The organism is Trichocoleus sp. FACHB-46, from assembly GCF_014695385.1.
Lineage (GTDB): Bacteria > Cyanobacteriota > Cyanobacteriia > FACHB-46 > FACHB-46 > Trichocoleus.
Window position 1 is genome coordinate 242058 of sequence record NZ_JACJOD010000031.1, and the last position, 17007, is coordinate 259064.

Sequence of the window (17007 nt, forward strand, 5' to 3'; positions counted from 1 at the left end):
ATACCTTTTGGAGGGGGTCTCGGGGACGCAACCGTCCCTCGGCGGGGGTTTGGGGGCGAGTGCCCCCAAGGCTCGGATTTCCAAAAACATAACTCAGAACCCCGCTCCCAAAGATAAAGCCCCCGAAACCTCCCGACAATACTCATTAAACAGCGACGACAAACGAAACTCCTCCGTGCGGGGATAAGGAACTGCAACCTCCACCTCCGCCACCACCCGCCCTGGACGCGCCGCCATCACTACCACCCGATTCGACAAATACACCGCCTCATAAATGTTGTGCGTTACAAACACCACCGTCCAGCGCTTCTGACTCCACAAACTCAGTAAATCACTATTAAGCTTGCTCCGCGTCATCTCATCTAGCGCTCCAAACGGCTCATCCATCAGCAAAACATCAGGCTGCGTCACCAACGCCCGCGCGATCGAAACCCGCATCTTCATGCCGCCCGACAACTCACGGGGATAGGCTTGCTCAAACCCCTTCAGTCCTACCAGCGCGATCGCCTCAGCCACCGCTGCCCTAGCTGCCAGCTTGGACATTCCTACCAACTGCAACGGCAACCGCACATTCTCCAGCACCGTCGCCCAGGGCATCAGCGCCGCTTCCTGAAACACAAAGGCTAACTTTGGTGCCAGTTTTGAACTGAATGGACGCTGCCAAAACTTCCTCGCCGCCTTAACGTCCGCTTGAACTGCGCCCCACGCAATCTCCCCAGAACTCGCCTCCCCCAAGCCTGCCATGATCCGCAGCGCTGTGCTTTTACCGCATCCCGAAGGCCCCACCAAACTAATGAACTCAGACTCCGCAATCTTTAAGTTCATCTCCTGCAAGGCGGTCGTGCCATTGGAGTAGACCTTACTGACTTGGTGGAACGCGATCGCACAAGAATTCTTAGCAAAACGAGACTCAGGCAAGTCTGGCTGGTGGCAGGATTCAGGGCACTCCTGCGCTGAGGGCGTATCCATTCCCCGCAATCTCCTTATCGTATGACCACAGCCTTAAAGATATCTTGGCAAATATCACTGCTTGTAGGAACAGCTCAGACTCTTTAAGCTTGATAAGCTTGGACTCCCTTATTCACAAACTGAAGCGTATAAGCCTCTTTGTAGTTAGTATTGGGCTGATATACAGACGCCGCTACCATGCTGTCAAAAAATACTTTCCAGCGATCGTCTGTCATTGCCCCGATTCCCAACTTCTCAGCATCACCAGACACCACGATGCCATACTGCTTCATTTTCTCCAAGCTATAAGCCAGCTGAGCATCAGTCATTTCAGGGTTAGCTTTTTTAATTAACTCATTACCCAGCGCCGGATCTTGAAAGTAGCTATACCATCCCTTGATCGAAGCATCCACAAATCGCTGGACCAAATCAGGCTGCTTCTCCACTAAATCTTTGCGGGTTTCGATCGTAGTGGAGTAAGGTCTGTAGCCGTAGTCAGCCAGCAAAAATGCGACTGGTTCAAACCCGCCTTCTTGCTTGATTTCAAAGGGTTCAGAGCTTAAATATCCTTGTTGCACCAAGGTTTTATCAACTAGAAATGGCCCCACATTAAAGTTGTAAGGACGCTTTTGGTCATCTGTGAAGCCATACTTGGACTTGAGAAATGGCCAAAAGGTTGTATTAGCTGCCGCAGAAATTAGAATAGGAGCGCCTTTGAGTTTTTCTAAAGAGTCACGGCCTGTTCCAGGATGAACCAGCAGCACTTGAGGATCTTTTTGGAAAATGGCAGCCACCGTTACTTTAGGGATGCCCTCTGCGATCGCTTTAATGGCATCTGACCCATATCCCATAAAAAAGTCAACTGCTCCTCCCATCAACAGTTGAGTCCCGTTGACCTGCGGCCCTCCCATTTGAATCGTCACATCCAAGCCATGTGCTTGGTAGATGCCAGCCGCCACGGCTTGATAAAATCCCCCATGCTCGGCTTGGGCAAACCAATTTGTTCCGTAGTTGACTTTATCAAGCTGGCCGTTCCCCGCCGCTGAACCTGCACCGCTAGAAGTAGATGGCTGGTTGTTGTTGGCACAAGCGGCCACAATACCACTGCCTAGTGCCAGCGTGCTATAGCGAATAAACTTGCGGCGGTTCAGTTGCCCCATGATCACCCTACCTTGTCCCCGAAAACTTAAAAATCAACCTTGACTCCCAGGAGATTAGCATTCCCTGGTTCTAGCCTGGGTTCTGTCAATTTAAGACAGGCTACTGTAACTTTGCCAAGCTTGCCAAAAAATATAGAGCGATAGAATCCCCAAAAATCCCCGAAAGATCAGGCTGACGATCGCATCTGGTAGTTTAGGGAGAAACCGCGTGCTGATCTGTGCTCCTACTAGCCCCCCCAGCCCCAAAAGCAAACCTTCCGTTGCTAGTACGTTGCCTGCTAGCGTATGCCCGACGGAAGCTGAGATAGCGGTAAGCACAATGACCCCCAAACTAGTTTGAATCGCTGTTTTGATCGGCTCTCCCAGCAGCAAGATTTGCAAAGGCACCATAATCACGCCACCCCCGACGCCAAACAAGCCAGCCAAGATGCCAGCGGCTCCCCCAGTTCCCAAACGCGCCATGAGTGGGTTGATCCGAGTCTGGGTCGCATGAGGCTCCTTGGCAACGAGGCGTTTGCGCAGATCGACCAAGTAAATATTCAGTAACAGCAACAGTCCAAAGGCTGCCAGCAAAATGTACGGGGCAATGCGGCTCGCCAAGTAAACCCCAATTTGGGCGGTCGCCAAGGCGGGAAACCCCAAGTAAAGCACTTGCTTGGCATTAAAATACCCCATCCGCCAGTTCTGGACAGTTCCAGAAATAGACGTAATCAGAATCGCTAAGCTACTCGTCGCCACTGCTTGCACTGGGCTATATCCCAAAGCCACTAGCAATGGCACCAAAACAGTGCCGCCGCCAATCCCTAAGAGCCCAGCTAGAATCCCAGAGAACAGACCGCCACTGGCAAGAATCAACCAATTTGCTGGCATATTAACTTAGTTGAACTTACTTTTAATTTATTTTCATATACTCAAAGCTTTATCTATTCAATTGTGAAATCGAGATATCACTAGGATGTAGGCTACGTAATTATGGTGACCTATATTTTTAAGCTCAAGTTTATTTAAGTGTTCAATGATTCATGACATTCCAGCAATTCTTTAGCAAATTGAAACCTGTTTTTCAGAAATTTCGGCGATCGCGCTTCATCGCGTTGTGGGTCGCTGGCTTAGTTCTAACCTTGTTGGTCGTCGTGCCTGCGTTCTCCCAGCCAACCGTTACCCTCAGCTTTCTGATTGGCGCACCAGAGCGACCCACCTGGGAACCGATCATTAAAGACTTTGAGGCGACGCATCCAGGGATTCGGCTCAACTTTGTGGAAGGCCCGAACGCTACCAATGCGGTTGAAGATCTATACACATCTTCCTTTCTTTTAGGCAGCTCTCCCTACGACTTGGTGTACATGGACATTGTCTGGGTACCTAAGTTTGCCGCTGCTGGTTGGTTAACAGATTTGTCGGATAAAGTTGCGGATACTGATCTCGCAGACTTCTTGGAAGGAGACGTAGCGGGAGGGCGGTATCAAGGTGGGCTGTACCGAATGCCTGTGCGATCGGACGCGGGCATGCTTTACTATCGCAAAGATTTACTAGATGCAGCAGGTTTCAAGCCACCAGAAACTTTTACAGAGTTGATGCAAATCTCCCAAGCGCTACAAAAAAGCGGAGCCGTCACTTGGGGCTATGTTTGGCAAGGTCGCCAATATGAAGGGGCTGCCGCCATGTTTGTAGAAGTGCTTGCGGGTTCTGGTGGTTTCTGGATTGATCCCCAAACCAAAGCCGTTGGCTTAGATCGGCCCGAATCAGTTCAGGCTGTGAAATTTTTACTAGACACTATTAACACGGGCGTTTCCCCTCGGGGGGTTGTGACTTACCAGGAAGAAGAAACGAGACGATTGTTTCAAAGCGGTACCGTCGCCTTTCTGCGAAACTGGCCTTACGCTTGGCCGCTAGCGAATGCCGAAGATTCGTCCATTCGCGGCAAAATCGCTATTAAGCCAATGGTCCATGCTGTTGGCGCTGAGAGTGCGGCTTGTCAAGGTGGCTGGGGCTGGGGGATCGCCAAAACTACAAGACACCCCAAAGAAGCTTGGGAAGCAGTGCAATATCTCACCAGCATCCAAACCCAGCGTAAGGTGACGCTTAGCACGGGCTATTTACCATCGCGGCGATCGCTCTACAACGACCCCGAAATTGTCCGCAAATACAACTTCTTCCCCGCCATGCTAAATGTGATCGACAATGCGGCATTGCGGCCCCCGATCGCTCAATATGCTCAAGCCTCAGATATTTTGCAGCGCTACTTGAGTTCAGCTTTAACCGGACAAATGACCCCAGAACGAGCCATGCAAGCCGCTGCTAATGAAACTCGTCGATTGCTAGGAACCGCTTGAGCTGTAGGAGCACCAAGGCCCAATGACGACAGATACAATTCGTCGAAGAGAACAGACGACAGGCTGGATTCTAGCTATTCCTGCACTCCTGTTGTTGCTATTAGTATTTGCTTATCCGATTGGTCGGGCGTTTTGGGAAAGTTTTTTCACCAAAAACCTCGGCACCGAACTCCAGCCTGTGTTTTCGGGTGTTGAAAACTACACGCGCATGGTGTTTGATGGCCGCTTTTGGGAAAGTTTGCAAAACACAACTATATTTACAGTTGCTTCTGTAATCCTAGAACTGCTGATTGGCATGGGCATTGCGCTGGTCTTGAACCAGTCTTTTCGCGGTAGAGGAGCCATCCGCACGATCGCGATTCTGCCTTGGGCGCTACCAACTGCCTTAATTGCCCTTGCTTGGACCTGGATTTTCAACGATCAGTACGGCGTGGTCAACGACATCCTTCTGCGCTTAGGGCTGATCCAGACGGGAATCAACTGGTTAGGTGAACCGACGCTGGCTATGATTGCTGTGATTATTGCCGATGTTTGGAAAACCACTCCTTTCATTAGCATTCTGTTGTTGGCTGGGTTGCAATCTATTTCCAATGATTTGTACGAAGCTCATGCTCTCGATGGAGCTAGCGCTTGGCAAAGCTTTCGGCAAATTACTCTACCGCTGCTAATGCCGCAGATTCTAATCGCTGCGCTGTTCCGATTTGCTCAAGCCTTTGGGATCTTTGACCTGATTGCCGTCATGACTGGAGGGGGACCGGGAGGGGCAACCGAAACCGTTTCTCTCTATGTCTACTCTACCGTCATGCGCTATTTAGACTTTGGTTATGGCGCGGCTTTGGTCGTCGTCACCTTTTTACTGCTGGTGTTGGCAGTCGCGATCGCCAGCTTCTTGCTCAGTAAACTCAGAGCCAGAGCGGCAGGAGTGGAATCAAGATGACAACTACTGATCGTCCTACTGGCACTCCATCCGAGGAAGTAGAAGCCGCAAAGCTACCCCCATCAGGTTTTTCTCGGCGACGCTTGGGAGTCGCGATCGCCGCAGTTCTGATTGCGCTGTTTTGCTTGGCTCCCATCCTGTGGCAGCTACTCACTTCTGTCAAAGTTAATGCTGATATTTCAGCCGTACCTACGGTTTATTTCCCCACCCGCTTTACTCTGAATCACTATACAGAACTGTTTACCCGCCGCCCGTTTCTGCAATATGTCGGCAACAGTTTTCTGGTCTCGATCCTCTCCACTCTTTTAGCGTTAGGTCTGGGAGCCCCCGCCGCCTATGCCTTAGCACGTCTCCGCATTCCTGGTGAACGGGTAGTTCTAGCCGCAGTCCTAATCGTGACTCTGTTTCCCTACATTCTGCTGTTCTTAGGTCTGCTAGAAGTAGTTCGGGCTTTAAATCTAGGCAACAACTATTTAGCTTTGATCATTCCCTACACCGCCATTAACCTGCCTTTGACCATTCTGGTGATGCGGAGCTTTTTCCAGCAACTCCCCCGTGACCTAGAAGATGCCGCCAAAGTAGACGGTTTCAACACCTGGCAAATGCTGACCCAGATCGTGCTGCCCATGACCTTGCCTGCCCTCGTCACCACAGGCATTCTCACCTTCATCTCTGCCTGGAATGAATTTATCTTTGCTCTCACCTTCATCACCCGTGAGGACATGAAAACGATTCCTGTCGCCGCTGCCCAGCTCGGTGGTGCCTCCATCTTTGAAATTCCCTACGGTCCGATCGCCGCAGCCACCGTTCTCGGCACCTTACCCCTCGTCATTCTAGTGCTGTTGTTCCAACGCAAAATTGTTCAAGGACTCACTGCGGGAGCGGTGAAAGGATAAATCTGAAATCGTTATGGCTAAACTTGAACTACAAAATTTAAACAAAACCTATACTCCTAAAGTTGTTCCGGTTAAGGATGTCAGCGTGAGTGTAGAGGATGGTGAATTCTTGACACTCTTGGGGCCGTCGGGTTGCGGCAAATCTACGATTTTGCGGTTGATTGCGGGGCTAGAAGCACCAACGCGAGGTCGCATCACGATCGCAGGTCGAGATGTCAGTCGCATGAGTCCGGGCGATCGCAATATTGCAATGGTGTTCCAGAGCTACGCCCTCTACCCGCACCTCAGCGTTTACGACAACATTGCTTCTGGCTTAAAACTCCGGGGCAAGCTCTCTGGTGAGGAAATTCGCCAACGGATTAGTGAGGTATCTCATGTGCTGGGTTTGGATGAGTTGATGAGCCGCAAGCCAGGGCAACTCTCTGGGGGCCAGCGACAACGGGTGGCAGTAGGACGAGCCTTGGTGCGCCGACCGGATGTGTTTTTGTTAGATGAACCGCTGAGTAATTTAGATGCTTTGCTGCGCGAGCATGTGCGAGCTGAGCTGAAGCAACTGTTTGAAGCCCAAAACACGCCAGTTGTCTACGTCACCCACGACCAAACAGAAGCCATGACCCTTTCGACCAAGGTTGCCGTACTTTCCAACGGTAGTGTGCAGCAGCTTGCCTCTCCCCAACGCATCTACACTCATCCCGCCAACCAGTTTGTCGCAGGGTTTGTCGGTAGTCCCCAAATGAACTTGCTGACGCTGCCTTGTCAGGGCCAGTATGCCTTGTTAGGAGACACCAAAATTCCTTTACCCGCAGGCATTACTGCCCCCAAGCAAATATCGTTGGGCATCCGACCAGAGCATGTGGCCTTAGTTGGCGATGAAGTTCCTCAAGCCGTAACGGTGCAGGGCAAGATTTTTCTAGTGGAGAATCTGGGAATGCAGAATTTGTTAAGTGTCCAGGTGCAGCATCAGCAAGCCCACCAAATTAAGCTGCGGGCTTTACTACCCGCAGATCATAAGTGGGATGGTGAGGTAGTAAGTCTCGCTTTGCCCTTGGACAGAATTCACTGGTTTGATGTGGAAACGGGCGATCGCCTCAATCCTTAAATTCTCAAACCTAACTTAGGTCTAAACAGGTTCCAAAATCCAGTAATACCCCTCATAAATCACTTTGAAGCCAGCCTCCCGGAAAATTTGCTGATTCGTTTCTTGATTTTCTGGCGAGGCAGGCAGGAGAGGCACACTGGTATATAGCAGGCCTTGGGGCGAAATTGCTTTTCTGAAGTTACGGAAGAAGTCAGTGATTTGCTCGGGTGAGCTGTAGGTATAGAGAAAATCAGAACGACTAAACAGATGTAGGCAGGCAATGACATCAAACTTCTCTTCGGCAGAGGGCAACCAGTCGCCAATCTCCGAGAACTCCATGACTTTGTGCTTGTACGAAAGAGGGTGTGAGTACTCCTGTTTGTTGTGTGGTCTGGGTTCAATTCCAGTGACTTGTGCCCCTAGAATTTGCAGGATTTCGGCGGCGATCGGTGGGTGATCGTTGTAGAAGTGCACTAGTAAGTCTTCATCATCTGGAGAAGGTGCATAAGAGGAGAGGGCACCGCAGCCAATATCTAGAACTTTAAAGCCATACAAAGGGCTGGTGTTCATGTGGTCAAAATTGCCACATAGTGTCCCAGCTAAAAATAGAATATGCGGACTCAGAATATGGTCTTTTAGATCAATCTTGAATCCCTTAAAGCTAGGATTGCTCCTCATCATTTGAATGACGATTTGCTTGCCAAAACTATTGAGGTTATGGATCTTCGGATATTCATCAATCTGGACATCAAAGTTCTCTTTGATACCAAGCTTTGTGTGAAGTAAATCCCGTGACAAAGCTTCGATTTTAGCGGCTTCGCTCACTATTAGCTTAACGGGGGGTAATATCCTACGGTTGAGGATTTTAGAACTTCCACTTGCTTGTCTTTTAGAAGCATCAAAAGACATAAGATTCGGCCTAGACGTAGATGAATTGATCCATACGGATCATATCTGACGGAATTCAATTCTGACCTGTGTTAAGTTATTTTCCCAAATTGCCGAAGTTCAAACCATGCCTCACTAGTTCAGTTGACAACCTTTAGCAAGCCTCGGTGCAGCAGCTCATAAACTTGCTTGAGTAGGTTTTCTTCTTGAGTAGTTAGAGCAGCTTGGCAAGAGGCTTTCATAAGCAGGCGTTGGTCGAGGCGGCTAATTTGGCGGGAAGCGATGATTTTAGCGATGATTTGTTCGAGGGTGGCTTGGGGGGCAACAAGTTCAACTGACATCTGCGTGTGGGGAACATCGACATATTTAATATCGGTGATCCCTCGGTTGCCACAGGTGATGTGCAATCTGGGGGAATGTGACAATTTGAGTGGGTGTCGGTGATTTAGATTACGAAGCTAAGCGATCGCCTCCCAGAACCCCTTTTCTGTAAACCTTTGCGGTTCACTCCGGTTCTCCATTTTTGCTTACACAAGGGCTAGATTCAGGCTCCAAAATACTTAAGTTGGAAGTAACAGCATCAAACATAATGGTGCAAGTGGCTGTGGGCAAAATTCGTCGCAAGATTTGCAGATGAGATTCTGCTTCACTGCGCCGCCGAAACCGAGCCACGGTGATCGATCGCGCCTGAGGTAAACACCGGACGATGCACCAAGGATGCAATTGGTCTTTATAAGCCATAGAAACTCCTTACGATCGCCTGTTTCGCGATCGCGCTTGGGGATAATATGAGCAGGCCATTGCCTCAACACAGCCTGAACTGTCGCCAATTAGCAAAATTTTTGGCGATCGCTGGTGAGAAATGCCTACAAGTAGCGATATTGATGAGACACTTGGAAAGAAGCAAGGGACAAGCAGCCAAACCTTGGAGAAGGGGCTGTTGAAGTCACCTGCTTATTTATTGTGTAGTCAAACTATAAGCCGCTTATATTTCTTGTGTCAAGCCGCTTATATAAGCCGCTTATAAAAAACTTGAGTATGACGGAAGAACGAGCAACTGAACAAGAATCTCCTTTGAAGCAGCGTCGAGAAGAACTGGGCCTGACGCAGAGAGATGTTGCAGTTGCGATTGATGTGTCAGTGCAGACGGTGAGTAACTGGGAAACGGGACGTTATAAGGAAGCCAAGCTCACCCTTCCTCAAGTAAAAGCCCTTTGCCGTGTGTTGAATTGGACGGTTCAGGACTTACCGGATGATCTTGGGCCGTGTTAATTTACGCTTGAGGTTCAGAGGTAGAAGTTTGTTGTTGAGAGGCGATCACGATCTGTACATCGTCTAAATTCTTACGAAAAACAACGGTGTTAGGATGATTTTTTCCTAAAGACTGCTCTGCGATCTCAAGTGCCTGCTCATATAGCTGCTTTGCTTCACCATAACGCTCTTGAAAACAGCGAAGCAGAGCTAAGTTATTGAGACTAGTAGCTACATCAGGATGTTTGTCTCCTAGCAAATCTTGTCTCATTTTCAGCCCTTGCAAGAAAAGGGGTTCAGCTTCGTTGTGCTGTCCCTGATAGAGGTAGAGCGCTGCTAAGTTATTGATGCTTGTAGCGACGTCTGGGTGGTCTTCCCCTAACAAACGCTTACTCAATTCCAAACCTTGCTGATAGAGGGGTTCAGCTTTGTTGTATCGCCCCTGAGAGTAGTAAAAAGACCCTAAGTTATTAATACTTTGCGCGACGTCTGGGTGGTCTTCTCCTAATAAACGCTTACTCAATTCCAAACCTTGCTGATAGAGGGGTTCAGCTTTGTTGTACTGCCCTTGGGCTTTATAAAGCAATGCTAGATTGTTAAGACTGGCAGCTACATTAAGATGATCTTCTCCTAGTAAGTGCTTATGGAGTTCTAGGGCTTGCACTAATAGAGGCTCAGCTTGTCTATATCGACCCTGAGAATAGTAGAGCGACCCTAAATTGCCGAGGCTAGCAACTACAACAGGATGTTCTTCTCCTAGGAGATGTTTGTTAAGTTCTAGGGCTTGCACCAATAGAGGCTCAGCATCACTATAGCGTCCTTGCGCTTTATAAACTAATGCTAGATTGTTGAGGCTTTGTGCTACATCTGGATGTTTATCCTCAAACAGATATCCTCTGAGTTTTAGCGCTTGCTGATTAAGAGATTCAGCATCAATGTAACGCCCTTGAGAATAATAGAGCAATGCTAGATTGTTTAGGCTGATAGCTACAACATAATGCTCATCCCCTAAACGTTTTTTTACTACTGCTAAGCATTGCTGATAATAAGGTTCTGCTAGTGCATAAAGTCCCTGCCGTTCATAAAACTGCGCTATCCCTCTAAAAGGCCAAACTAAGTCTTCATCTTTAACTGCTGCTATCCAATTCTGCGTTGTTTCAATTAAGTGAGGTATAGCTACGGAAAAACTATGAATGTTTTGAGAAGTTGATGAGTTTGAAATTTGTTGGGCAATGGTTACCATTGCGGCAGCAAATGCTTGCTGGAGCGCCTGAACTTGCTCTGAGCCTTCCAGCTTATCCTGCAAAAACTCTCGGATCAGAGGGTGAACTCTATAAATTCCCAGGCCTTCTCGCTGAATTAAATAATGGCTGTAGAGCTGCCGCCGAGAGGTTTCCAGAGCCGACTCATCCCAAGCCAAGTTCTGCGCTGCTAACTCCACCAATTTCCAAGGAATCACCTCTGGCGCAAACAAGCTCAGCAACCGCCCCACATTAGCTGTAAATTCATCCAGCTCTTGCCAGCTCAATTCAAAAGCAGCTCTCACGCCTCGTTGCGCTGTCACAAAAGGGGCTTCCTGCTCTGGCTGCGCCTCTAGATCAATCGCCTCATGTTTCAAACGTTGTCTTTTTAAGCGCTCTAACATTGTAGCTAGAGATAAGTCTGGGTCTTGCTTTAGATAAATCCCTACCAACTGCAATCCCAGCGGTAAATTCCCTAACCACTGGCACAATCTCTCTGCGGTTTCTCTTTCTCGCTCAATCTGCCCCGCATCCTCCACCAGACTTTTCAATAGCTCTAGAGCAATCGGCTGAGGCAACACATCCAAAGCCAGCTCAAAGAAAGTCCCTTGCAGGCGCTGTCGAGTCGTTACCAAAACCCGAAAACGACTCAAGTTTTTTGGTAGCACTGGGTGACATTCACCCCAATTGGTGACATCATCCAGCACCAACAACACCAAGCCTTCAGGTGGCTGCCAATTTCGCCAGCACCAAGCCACTTGTTCTTCTGTCGTCAGCGATTGTCCTCGCCACTCCTGCCGTACTTTCAGTCCCAAGTCCAGCTCAGCAAGTTGCAAAATCTGAGCATCAAGCTTCCCCTCCCGCGCCTGTAACCAGCAAATTCCACCCGAATACTCAGCTATATACCGTTGCGCGTACTGAATTGCCAACTCTGTCTTGCCAACTCCACCCATTCCCTCAATGGCGGAGATCACGATCCGATCTGTCCGCTGCAAAGCTTGATGCAATATCTCAAGCTGTTCTGAGCGCCCAACGAATTTGTCAGACGCTCGGCTAGTCGGAACGTTTTGTAGAGGATTTAACTTTGCCCGTTCCTGCTCAGGCGACTGTAGTCAGTTGAAGTTAAAAGTGTTGCCTGAAAAATTTGTCGTACCTTGATTAACGATGCCAATTCTTTCAGCAAGCTGAGCCATATTCTGAATGGTGAAAGGCTGAGCTTTTGCTGCGGTTGCCACATCTTCAACGGCTGCTTGCACTTCTGGATCTGCCTTTGCAGCCTCTTCCACTTTAGTAACCAACACTGCTGTGCCATAATCTGCGGGCTGTTGTTCTGCCAGCCCTGGCGTTTCAGCGACCTTCTCGATCGCCAGTGCTGTTTCTGGAGCCTTATGCCTCAAAAGCTTTAACAGCTTTCCGCCCTGCTCCCAAACTTTTTCTCCAATCTGTTCACCTGTTTTCTCAAAAGCTTTGGTTACAACTAGGGTTGCGATCACAGTAGCCGTCAGCGGTTCCATAAATTCCTGATTTTATTCTTCCTGCATCTTTTATAGCTTTTTCAATCAAGTAACCAAGTAACTTGCAAGCGGAACTACAATAGCTTTACCCCAGCACTTCATCTACAGCAAAACTACCATCTGTAAATGCCTGCACCGTTAATTCTTGCCCTTGCCGTAACTCTTCCACCTGTCCATAAACACTCAAACTTGGTTCTCGATATATCGCGATCGCATTCTGGTTCAAATCCACTAGCCACACTTCTCGCACCCCGCTCTTGGCGTAAAGAGGAATCTTGATCTCGCGATCAAACTCAACGGTTGTATCTGCCACTTCCACCAGCAACAAAATATCCTGCGGTTGGGGATGGCCCGCTTCATAAAAATCTGGGCGAGGTTTCAGTAATGCTATATCTGGTTGAGGTTCTGAGCGATCGCTTAACTCCACCGGATTTTGCACCCGCACAATCGCCCGCTCTCGGAGGCGATCGCTAAACAAACGATTCAGGCGGTCAACACAAGCAGCATGACGGCGACCAATCGGTGACATTTCAATAATTTCTCCCTCGAGCAATTCCACGCGATCATCCTCAGTCAAAATGCCAGCCTCAACCATTTGATGATATTGCGCCACCGTAAACTGCCGCCGGAGTAACTGAACCGCCATCGCTGCTTCACCTCACGCAATTCGGGCCATGTTCCCATTATGCTTAACGTATTTGGTAGGAAGTGCGATCGCCCAACAAAAAACCCCAGCGGAGAGCTGAGGTCTGTCGAAAGTTTTAGCTAATGAATTGGAGGGTTAGCGAAGGGTTAGCGATCGCCCAGCGTCGGAGCTTGCAGCGATTGTGCTTTGATCCCTAGCGGTAAGAAAGAAGGTAGCGTCGAAGCTGTGGTTGATTGTGGCCTTTGAGCAACCGTAAACACAGAATCACGCAAGCGAGCCGTAAGTTGTTGGGTTTTAGCGTCGTAGACCTGTGTCAACAGCTTGGGGTAGAAGCCAATCCCGATAATAGGGATGAGCAAGCAAGCCACGATGAACACTTCACGCGGCTCAGCATCAATCAGCGCTTCGTGAGACGTGAGTTCCTTATTTTCTGGCCCAAAGAAGATTTCTCGCAGCATCGAGAGCAGGTAAATCGGAGTCAGAATTACCCCGATCGCGGCTAAAAAGACAATGATCACCTTAAAGGTGGAGCTGTAAGCATCACTGGTAGAGAAGCCGACAAACACCATCAACTCAGCCACAAATCCACTCATCCCAGGCAGAGCCAAGGAAGCTAATGAGCAAGTGGTAAACATTGAGAAAATTTTGGGCATTTGTTTACCCACACCACCCATCTCATCCAAAATCAGCGTATGGGTGCGATCGTAAGTAGCCCCCACTAAGAAGAAGAGACTGGCTCCAATCAGACCGTGGGAGACCATTTGCAGCACCGCGCCACTCAAGCCCAAATCGGTGAAAGAGCCAATCCCAATCAGCACAAAGCCCATGTGCGAAATCGAAGAATAGGCAATTTTTCGCTTCAAGTTGCGCTGGGCAAACGAGGTCAGCGCTGCGTAGATGATGTTCACCACCCCTAACACCACCAAGATGGGGGCGAAGTAGGCGTGGGCATCAGGCAACATTTCAGCATTCATCCGAATCAGGGCATAACCGCCCATCTTCAGCAGAATTCCCGCCAGCAACATGTGGACTGGAGCCGTCGCCTCCCCGTGGGCATCGGGTAGCCAAGTATGCAAGGGGAAGATCGGCAGCTTCACCGCGTAAGCAATCAAGAATGCGGCATACAGCCAGAATTGCAAGTTGACAGGCAGATGTTTATCCATCAGCGCCCGCATGTCAAACGTGACCGTATCGCCGTAGAAGGCCATCGCCAACGCTGCCACCAAAATGAACAGCGATCCCCCAGCCGTATAAAGGATAAACTTGGTCGCGGCATAGAGGCGCTTTTTGCCACCCCAAATCGCCAGCAGCAGGTAAACCGGGATCAGTTCCAGCTCCCACACCAGGAAGAACAGCAGCATATCCTGTACAGCAAACACCGCAATCTGACCGCCATACATCGCCAGCAACAGGAAGTAGAACAGTTTTGGCTTCAGGGTGACAGGCCAAGCTGCCAAAGTTGCCAACGTCGTAATAAAGCCTGTGAGCAAAATCAGCGGCATGGAGAGGCCATCAGCGCCCACCGACCATTTCAGGTCTAGTTGCGGCACCCAGGAATAGCTCTCCACCAGTTGCAAGCCTGGGTTGGAGAAGTCGTATTGCGTATAAAAAGCGTAAACCAGTAGGGCAAAATCGAGCAGTCCCACAACTAGGGCATACCAGCGGACAGTGCGACCATCCTTATCTGGAATGATGGGCAAGAGCAAAGCTGCCGCGATCGGAAACAAAATGCTCGTACTGAGCCAAGGAAAATGTGTCAAATCCATAACAGCTTAAAATCACAATCAATCAAAACTCAGTTTTAAACCGCAAAGGGCGGGATGGTCCCGCCCCTGTCGTTTTAGGTAATGCCAGAGAGAATTACCAAGCCCAGCACCGCCCCAAACACAATTAAGGCGTAGAACTGTGCTCGACCATTCTCTAGATATTTCAGACCTTCGCCTGTAATTAAGGTAACGAATCCAGCTAGGTTCACAACCCCGTCTACAATCCGCACGTCTACCTCTAGCACTTGACGAGCCAGACGACGGCTGCCTTGGATGAAGACTGCGTCGTAGATTTCGTCAAAGTACCACTTATTTTTGGAGAGTTTGTAGAAGGAAGGAATCTTAGCCGCGATCGCCCCTGGATCAATTTGGTGCCGCAGATACATCAGCGAAGCCAGCGTGATCCCAATCAGGGAAACGCCAACGGAGCCGCCTGCCAACACCAGAAACTCATTCAAGTTAAAAGCTTCTGCCGCTTCCATCACCTCATGCGCCGCTTCCGTGGGTGGGTGAATGAACGCTTCAAAGTAGTTATTGAAGGGAGTCCCTATCAAACCAATCAGCATCGAAGGCACTGCCAACACCAACAGCGGCAGCGTCATGGTGATCGGCGATTCATGGGGAGAGCCACTATGCTCGTGCTCGTCCCCACTATGCACTTCATGATCCTCAGCTTCTCCTAGAGTTAGCTCTTGAGGATTCATCGCCCCAGGGCCAAACGCTAAACCACGAGCTTGCAGCGTTTCAATCCGAATTTTCTGGCGAATGTCAGAGTCTGCACCTCGGAATGGGCCTTCAAAGGTTGAGAAGTACATGCGGAACATGTAGAAGGCAGTGATCCCAGCGGTTAGCCAGCCGACCGCCCACAGAGCGGGATTGGCAGCAAAAGCAGCTCCCAAAATCTCATCTTTAGACCAGAAACCCGCAAAAGGCGGAATTCCAGAGATAGCTAGGGTGCCAATGAGGAAAGTTAAACCTGTGATCGGCATATACTTCCGCAGACCACCCATCAACCGCATATCCTGGGCGTAAGCTGGATCATGGCCTACCACGGCTTCCATGCCATGAATCACAGAGCCAGAACCCAAGAACAACATCGCCTTGAAGTAGGCATGAGTCATTAGGTGGAACAGCCCTGCTGTGTAAGCCCCTGCTCCCATCGCCATCACCATGTAACCCAATTGGGACATGGTGGAATAAGCTAGACCTTTTTTAATATCGTTTTGGGTAATCGCGATCGTGGCTCCTAGGAACGCTGTGAAGGCTCCTGTCCAGGCAATCACGTCCATCACGAGGGGAATGCCCTCAAATACCGGGAACATCCGTGCTATCAGGAATACACCCGCTGCCACCATCGTTGCCGCGTGAATCAGGGCAGAAATGGGAGTCGGGCCTTCCATCGCGTCGGGTAGCCAAACATGCAGCGGAAACTGAGCCGATTTCGCGACTGGTCCTAAAAAGACTAAAACCGCAAATAAAGCAGCTAGCCCTGCACTCAAAGACCCAGAAGCCGTGAGTTCATGCAGGCGATCGCCAATCACATCAAACTCGAAGCTATTGGTGGCCCAGAATAAGCCCAAAATTCCTAGCAGCAAACCAAAATCACCGACTCGGTTGGTGACAAAAGCTTTTTGGCAAGCATCGGCAGCAGCTTTGCGATCGTACCAAAATCCGATCAGCAGGTAGGAGCACATCCCTACCAGTTCCCAAAAAATGTAGACCTGCACCAAGTTTGGGCTAATGACCAGACCCAACATAGAGGAGCTGAACAAACTCAGGTAGGCGTAGAAGCGCACATATCCTGGGTCATGAGCCATATAGCCATCGGTGTAGACCATTACTAGGAAGGCCACCGTCGTCACAATCACCAGCATCAGTGATGTGAGGTGGTCAATGGTATACCCCATCGCTAGCTGGAAATTGCCAGCTGCGGCCCAATCAATCATTTGGGTATAAGTTTCGTGTCCTTGCCACTGACTCCAAAGCAACGCAAAGGAGAGCACCATTGCCGCTCCAATCAGCGACACGATGAAGACTGCGCTGACACGTCGCAGACGGGCTGTGGTTTCTCCGTAGGAGATTAGCCCTAGGCCCACTATCATCGCGCCTAGCAGCGGTAGCACTGGAATCAGCCAGGCATACTGATATATCGGTTCCATCACTCGCGCCTACTTTAGTTTTTCTACCTACTCTATGTTGGCAAAGCCCTTAACATTCTGGCATACACTTGGGACGGAGACTGTCAAGTAGAAATCAACGTCTTTAGCTTGAAGCAGGGCTTAGCCAAGAATTAACAGTAGATGTTTTCGACTACATCTACGGCCTTAAATGCAAAACAGTCAAGGTGCC

At 49.5% G+C, this 17007-nt stretch carries 16 protein-coding genes; 5 read left to right on the forward strand and 11 right to left on the reverse strand.

The features are described 5' to 3' along the window. Nucleotides 1–93: 93 nt before the first annotated feature. The 3 genes from H6F72_RS19185 to H6F72_RS19195 all read right to left on the reverse strand — a co-directional run bounded on the left by H6F72_RS19185 (nucleotide 94) and on the right by H6F72_RS19195 (nucleotide 2978). Nucleotides 94–969: an ABC transporter ATP-binding protein gene (locus tag H6F72_RS19185; RefSeq protein WP_190439257.1), complete on the reverse strand. Its 876-nt coding sequence runs from the start codon at nucleotides 967–969 to the stop codon at nucleotides 94–96. An 83-nt stretch (nucleotides 970–1052) separates the two neighbouring features. After that, the gene (locus H6F72_RS19190; protein ID WP_190439259.1) at nucleotides 1053–2108 is read right to left on the reverse strand and encodes an ABC transporter substrate-binding protein; all 1056 of its coding nucleotides are present in this window, start codon (nucleotides 2106–2108) and stop codon (nucleotides 1053–1055) included. A gap of 90 nt (nucleotides 2109–2198) precedes the next feature. Continuing rightward, nucleotides 2199–2978, reverse strand: a complete 780-nt coding sequence (locus tag H6F72_RS19195; protein ID WP_190439263.1) for a sulfite exporter TauE/SafE family protein — start codon at nucleotides 2976–2978, stop codon at nucleotides 2199–2201. 152 nt (nucleotides 2979–3130) lie between these two features. Here H6F72_RS19195 and H6F72_RS19200 point away from each other — a divergent pair, with 152 nt between their 5' ends. Genes H6F72_RS19200 through H6F72_RS19215 form a run of 4 tightly spaced genes read left to right on the forward strand, consistent with a single transcriptional unit; the run spans nucleotide 3131 to nucleotide 7373 of the window. After that, entirely contained in the window at nucleotides 3131–4441 is a 1311-nt protein-coding gene (locus H6F72_RS19200; RefSeq protein WP_190439265.1) for an ABC transporter substrate-binding protein, read from the forward strand. A gap of 22 nt (nucleotides 4442–4463) precedes the next feature. Next, nucleotides 4464–5378, forward strand: a complete 915-nt coding sequence (locus H6F72_RS19205) for a carbohydrate ABC transporter permease (protein WP_190439268.1) — start codon at nucleotides 4464–4466, stop codon at nucleotides 5376–5378. Next, entirely contained in the window at nucleotides 5375–6274 is a 900-nt protein-coding gene (locus H6F72_RS19210; RefSeq protein WP_190439270.1) for a carbohydrate ABC transporter permease, read from the forward strand. Before H6F72_RS19205 ends, H6F72_RS19210 begins: the two co-directional genes overlap by 4 nt. Nucleotides 6275–6287: 13 nt before the next feature. Next, nucleotides 6288–7373 carry an ABC transporter ATP-binding protein gene (locus tag H6F72_RS19215; RefSeq protein ID WP_190439273.1) on the forward strand — a complete coding sequence of 362 codons (1086 nt, stop codon included), beginning with the start codon at nucleotides 6288–6290 and terminating at the stop codon, nucleotides 7371–7373. Between the two features lie 21 nt (nucleotides 7374–7394). On the opposite strand, the gene H6F72_RS19220 is transcribed toward H6F72_RS19215, so the two are convergent. The 3 genes from H6F72_RS19220 to H6F72_RS19230 all read right to left on the reverse strand — a co-directional run bounded on the left by H6F72_RS19220 (nucleotide 7395) and on the right by H6F72_RS19230 (nucleotide 8981). Beyond that, the gene (locus H6F72_RS19220; protein WP_190439276.1) at nucleotides 7395–8261 is read right to left on the reverse strand and encodes a bifunctional 2-polyprenyl-6-hydroxyphenol methylase/3-demethylubiquinol 3-O-methyltransferase UbiG; all 867 of its coding nucleotides are present in this window, start codon (nucleotides 8259–8261) and stop codon (nucleotides 7395–7397) included. 119 nt (nucleotides 8262–8380) lie between these two features. Next, nucleotides 8381–8665: a hypothetical protein gene (locus H6F72_RS19225; protein WP_190439278.1), complete on the reverse strand. Its 285-nt coding sequence runs from the start codon at nucleotides 8663–8665 to the stop codon at nucleotides 8381–8383. A gap of 79 nt (nucleotides 8666–8744) precedes the next feature. After that, complete coding sequence (locus H6F72_RS19230; RefSeq protein WP_190439931.1) at nucleotides 8745–8981, reverse strand: hypothetical protein; 237 nt, start codon at nucleotides 8979–8981, stop codon at nucleotides 8745–8747. 297 nt (nucleotides 8982–9278) lie between these two features. Between H6F72_RS19230 and H6F72_RS19235 the strand changes: the two genes are divergently transcribed. Beyond that, on the forward strand, nucleotides 9279–9512 hold the full coding sequence (locus tag H6F72_RS19235; protein WP_190439281.1) for a helix-turn-helix transcriptional regulator: 234 nt from the start codon (nucleotides 9279–9281) through the stop codon (nucleotides 9510–9512). Nucleotide 9513: 1 nt separating this feature from the next. Here the strand turns inward: H6F72_RS19235 and H6F72_RS19240 are convergent, their stop codons facing one another. From H6F72_RS19240 to H6F72_RS19260, 5 genes are all read right to left on the reverse strand, one after another. Next, nucleotides 9514–11742 (reverse strand): tetratricopeptide repeat protein, encoded by a 2229-nt coding sequence (locus tag H6F72_RS19240; protein ID WP_190439875.1) that lies wholly within the window; start codon nucleotides 11740–11742, stop codon nucleotides 9514–9516. Nucleotides 11743–11844: 102 nt separating this feature from the next. After that, nucleotides 11845–12246, reverse strand: a complete 402-nt coding sequence (locus H6F72_RS19245) for a hypothetical protein (RefSeq protein ID WP_190439283.1) — start codon at nucleotides 12244–12246, stop codon at nucleotides 11845–11847. Between the two features lie 85 nt (nucleotides 12247–12331). Beyond that, nucleotides 12332–12892 (reverse strand): Uma2 family endonuclease, encoded by a 561-nt coding sequence (locus tag H6F72_RS19250; RefSeq protein ID WP_190439285.1) that lies wholly within the window; start codon nucleotides 12890–12892, stop codon nucleotides 12332–12334. A 146-nt stretch (nucleotides 12893–13038) separates the two neighbouring features. Then, on the reverse strand, nucleotides 13039–14652 hold the full coding sequence (locus H6F72_RS19255; protein WP_199299196.1) for an NAD(P)H-quinone oxidoreductase subunit 4: 1614 nt from the start codon (nucleotides 14650–14652) through the stop codon (nucleotides 13039–13041). 80 nt (nucleotides 14653–14732) lie between these two features. Continuing rightward, on the reverse strand, nucleotides 14733–16817 hold the full coding sequence (locus H6F72_RS19260; protein ID WP_190439291.1) for an NAD(P)H-quinone oxidoreductase subunit 5: 2085 nt from the start codon (nucleotides 16815–16817) through the stop codon (nucleotides 14733–14735). Nucleotides 16818–17007: the final 190 nt, after the last annotated feature.